Source organism: bacterium, from assembly GCA_030018315.1.
Classification (GTDB): domain Bacteria; phylum Hydrothermota; class UBA3073; order JACQXS01; family JAGMCI01; genus JASEGA01.
Genome location: JASEGA010000059.1, coordinates 1 through 3125 on the forward strand (window position 1 = coordinate 1; position 3125 = coordinate 3125).

Annotated in this window: 4 protein-coding genes; all 4 read right to left on the bottom strand. The window is 42.1% G+C overall.

All coding sequences use genetic code 11. The annotated features are described in order from the left end of the window. Nucleotides 1-2210: YCF48-related protein (locus QMD71_09965; GenBank protein ID MDI6841149.1), on the bottom strand; the 2210-nt coding region annotated here is incomplete at its 3' end. Nucleotides 2211-2295: 85 nt separating this feature from the next. Further along, nucleotides 2296-2478 carry a hypothetical protein gene (locus QMD71_09970; protein ID MDI6841150.1) on the bottom strand — a complete coding sequence of 61 codons (183 nt, stop codon included), beginning with the start codon at nt 2476-2478 and terminating at the stop codon, nt 2296-2298. Next, nucleotides 2444-2890 carry a kelch repeat-containing protein gene (locus QMD71_09975; protein MDI6841151.1) on the bottom strand — a complete coding sequence of 149 codons (447 nt, stop codon included), beginning with the start codon at nt 2888-2890 and terminating at the stop codon, nt 2444-2446. Before QMD71_09975 ends, QMD71_09970 begins: the two co-directional genes overlap by 35 nt. A gap of 11 nt (nt 2891-2901) precedes the next feature. After that, the coding region (locus tag QMD71_09980) for a hypothetical protein (protein MDI6841152.1) at nt 2902-3125 on the bottom strand (224 nt) is incomplete at its 5' end.

Below are 3125 nucleotides of genomic sequence, written 5' to 3' on the forward strand. Positions count from 1 at the left end.
AATGGATTAGGATAAACTTCAAGTTTTGGGATTTGAGGTTTGAGATTTGAGCTTTCTTCAGTACCTTCTTTCCAATATTTGAGTATTGTTCCACCCTCTCCTACTGCCCAGCCATTGTTTGCATCTACAAAGTGGACTCCCCAGAGGTCAGCAGTTACTCCACTTGTATCATAACTCCAGGTTGCTCCGCCATCATGTGTGCAAATGATTTTCCCTTTGTCACCTACACACCAGCCATTTTGTAAATCTCCAAAATGTATATCCCATAACATACCGGCTGCCTCACCAGTCGGATTCCACTGAATATCCCAGCTCTGCCCCCCATTAGTAGTGTATATAATACGCTCTTCAGAATTAGCACCTCCAAAACTTGCAAGCCAGCCACATGCCCAGCCAGTTGAGTTATTCACTGGAAAGTGGACTCCTGTCATAAATGGCCAAGTATAAGGGATAGTGGATGGCCAGTGATAGCTCAGCTCCCAACTTAACCCACCATTAGTTGTCCGTATTATGTAACCTCTTGTAGCAGGCGAGTCCTCTGTGCCACCACAAGCCCAGCCATGCTGTAAATCTGAGAAGTAAATGCCAAACATACCACCATTGTAGCCAAACCAGGTCTGCCAGCCCCAGCTATTTCCACCATCAGATGTATGAAGTATAACCTGGTTATTATAATATGGACCACCAGGAGTTATCCAAGCATTTAGTGGGTCAACACACCAAACTCGTTGTGGACACCTGTTTAACCCAGCATATTGTTCAACCCAAGTTTTACCACCATCAGTAGTATGTAAGATTAACTCAACAAGGTTACCGCCACCAGGCCGTTCAGTGCAGCCAGTTATTACATAGCCACCATCTGTAGCTTGAACTACTGAGAAACCCCAATCACTGCTATTACCAGCACCCTGAAATAGCTTATCCCATAACTTATTACCTTCTGCATCTGTCTTTAGTAAATATATATCCGCACCTGTACTGTAATGTAGAGAAAGAGTACCAACTACAATGTAACCACCATCTTCAGTTTCCCTAACCTCGTAGCCACGAGCACGGTGAGAGGTCTCAAATGTCTTATCCCATAACTTATTACCTTCTGTATCTATCTTTAATAACCATAGACCCCAATTATTACAATCTACCCCATATGAACCAGTAACTACATAATTACCGTCTTGCGTCTGAATTACTGAGTTACCACTGTTCCAATAAGTATAAGCACCAGAATAGGTCTCGGTCCATATTGTGTCACCATTAGAATCAGTCCTGATTAGCCATAAATAGGAATTATTATAAACACCAGTTATGATATAGCCACCATCAACGGTATTTACAACAGAGTGCCCCTCATCCCAACCGGTGCCACCGTATGTCTTGTCCCATACCTCATTACCTTCTGCATCTGTCTTTATTAACCATGCATCATGACTACCGGATGAGGTAGTAATCCCAGTTATGATATAGCCACCATCTCCAGTCTGTGCCACAGACATGCCAGCGTCATACCCAGTTCCGCCAAATGTCTTATCCCACAACTTATTACCTGATGCATCCATTTTTACCAACCACACATCCCAATCGCCAGCACCGTATGACTCAGTGCATCCAGCTATGATATAGCCACCATCTGTAGTAAGTACCATTGAGTATCCCTCATCTGAATCAGTTCCACCATAAGTTTTGGTCCAAAGTGTATCACCATTACCATCCGTCTTTAGTAGCCATACATCACTATTACCTGCACCAAATGACCAAGTATAGCCAGCTATAATATAGCCACCACTGGTCTGTTCTACTGAGTATCCATAATCATAACTTCTTCCACCATAGAGTTTATCCCAAAGCTTGTTGCCAGCACCGTCTGTCTTTATCAGCCATAACTCACGCCTTCTATCCACTATTCTTCCAGACCCCACTGCCCAGCCATTGTTTGTGTCTGAAAAGCAGACACCAGAAAGCTCAGCATCTACAGTGTCAGGTAATGGAAACGGTTGCTCAACCCAAGACTTGCCACCATTTTTTGAGTGCAGAATAACACCACGCTCCACTGTAGGCCGAGTCCGGCCTCCTACTGCCCAGCCGTATTTGTCATTTACAAAGTAAACATCAAAGAGGACAGAGCTTACACCTGAATTTTCTTGAGTCCAGCCACCAAAACACAGACCAGAAAACCAGATTATCGCACAAATTATAGTATATAATTTATTCATTTTACTCCCTCTGTGATTGCGAGCGATAGCGAAGCAATCCAGAGATTGCTTCATCGTTCTACTCCTTGCAATGACATTTTTTTTCTCATTTCACTAATACCATCTTTTTAGTAACTATTTTATCACCAACCTCAAACTGTAAGAAATACATACCACAAGATACTCCATTAGCATCCCAATCTACAGAATAATAGCCAACCTTTGTCTCCTCATTAACAAGTGTTGCTACCAACTCAGCTACTATATTGTAGACTTTGAACGATACCATTACAAGGACTACCTCTTTTATCTTTTAAACTATCAGTCAAACTCCATGTCCCACTTGAAGGATTATAAAACTCACAAGTCTTCCTTGGAGCCCAGATACTTGTATCGGCACCACCAATCACTAATACCTTTCCATCATTAAGACGAACAGCACAATGCTCTGTCCTTACATAATTCATATTTCCAGTATAGTCCAAGGTGCCAGTTGTAGTATCATATAGCTCACAAGTTTCACATCCACTGGACGGACCAGACCCACCACCAGCTACCAGAACCTTGCCATTTTGAAGCAATATTGCGATGTGCTTGCTTCGGCCACGGTTAAGTGAGCCTGTTGACTCCCAAGACTCAGCTAATATCTCATCTCCTACTATAAAGCAGAATAGCAATAAAATACTTGCTAACCTGTTCATTTCACACCTGTTCATTTTAATATAGATATTTGTTTAACTACATATTCATTGCACATATCTAATCTGCAAAAATATATTCCACTTGGTAAAAATTTACCACTGTTATCAGTGCCAGCCCAAGAAATAGAAGTGAGTAGTGGCAAGTGATAAGCGGGAAAAGATTTAACTAACCTGCCAGTTAGGTCGTAAATCTTAAGAGAGACTGGAGACCGAAGACCATAGACTAAAGACTCTT